Raw genomic sequence first — 1,364 nt, 5'->3', positions numbered from 1 at the left:
GAAGAAGTGCTGCGCCGCCTGCGCGCCTGAGCGGTCTTGGCCGTGTAAGTCAAAAAGCCACCCTGCGGGGTGGCTTTTTACTTGATGAAGATCATTTTAAGTGCGGCTTCTATCTGGCGAGATAGATAGAAGAGTGCATGTCAGTCATTTTTCATCGCGAAGAAAATACCAAAGACTATGCAAAGCATCCCGGCTACTAGTGTTGAACTCATGTTTTGATTCTGTATGGCGTCTGCTGCCATGATTGTGATTGGAACGCCAAGGGTTACCATACTTGACTGAAGCATGCTTAACTTTGAAACTAAATGAAACCATATGGAAAATGCAATGATGGAACCAAATATACTTACATAGATCAGTGAGGTAATGCTTTTTAGAGTTGGTTGAAACGAAATGCTTCCATCGATTGATATGCTAAGGATGAGCAAAAATATGGCGCCGATGGTCATTTGCCATGTGCTGATGTAGAATTTATCTTGATTGAAGAGGTATTTTTTAAATAGTAGACTTGCAATCGACCATGATAGCGCTGATGCTATCAGAATTGATATGCCGTATATTTTCCCGGTTTTTATTTCAGGGGTTGTGATTAGTGCAATTCCAGTGAGTCCGCAGCATAAGCCTATCCATTGCGATTTTTTAAATTTTTCATTTAGGAAATACCATCCTAAAAAACTTGACCATAATGGTGTTGTGTAAATTAGTATTACTGTTTTTGTTAAGTTTATCTGCTTCATTCCGTATGAGGCGAGTGAGAACATCAATCCGGTTTGTAATATTCCGATTGATATTATGATTGGCCAGTGTTTCTTGGATGATGGCTGATTGCGCGGTCTTGAGTGTAAGGCTGCTTGCATGATTGCTGCGGCTAGCAAGAATCGTATGGCATTGAATGAGAATGGAGTTGAATTTTCAAGTCCTATTTTGGTAAAAAACCATCCTCCCGCCCAAATTAAAATCAGCAGAGTGATTGTTGAGATGTTCTTTGGGTTGAATGGATTCCAGTTCATGTAATCACCTTGCAATTTAAGTGTTTTATTTTGTTTGAATTCTGGTGTGAGAATTTCCCCCTTTTTTTAAAAATGCATTGGATCTGTTTTTGATGTCGTTTTTTAGTAAGTCACATCCTGTTTTGTTGTGTTGTTATGGTGGGTGTGCGGAAGAGGGGTGTGAGCGGGTGTGCTGTGATTTTTTAGCTTATTCTTATATGTGGTTTTTTAATAAAATAGCTAATTATCTTAGTGAAAAGTGAAAAGCGCAGCTGATAAGAAGTGCTAGAAACAGCTCAAGCCCTTCTGCGCCGAAGAAGGCATCAAGATGGGCCAGCTGGGCATGCCGCTGCGCGTGCTGGTGTGCGGCACCAC

General features: G+C 40.8%; 1 protein-coding gene and 1 pseudogene. One reads left to right on the top strand and one right to left on the bottom strand.

Annotated features, from left to right (window positions below; translation table 11 throughout):
* Positions 1-140: 140 nt before the first annotated feature.
* Positions 141-1,010: a DMT family transporter gene (locus tag EAY64_RS19930; protein WP_103526482.1), complete on the bottom strand. Its 870-nt coding sequence runs from the start codon at positions 1,008-1,010 to the stop codon at positions 141-143.
* A 277-nt stretch (positions 1,011-1,287) separates the two neighbouring features.
* On the opposite strand from EAY64_RS19930, the pseudogene EAY64_RS20740 reads away from it, so the two are divergent.
* Positions 1,288-1,364: pseudogene (locus EAY64_RS20740) on the top strand (hypothetical protein); the annotation flags it as partial.

The organism is Aquitalea palustris, from assembly GCF_003693445.1.
GTDB classification, from domain to species: domain Bacteria; phylum Pseudomonadota; class Gammaproteobacteria; order Burkholderiales; family Chromobacteriaceae; genus Aquitalea; species Aquitalea palustris.
Note: the sequence above shows the minus strand (reverse complement) of the source record. Positions and strands in the feature narration are given on the sequence as shown.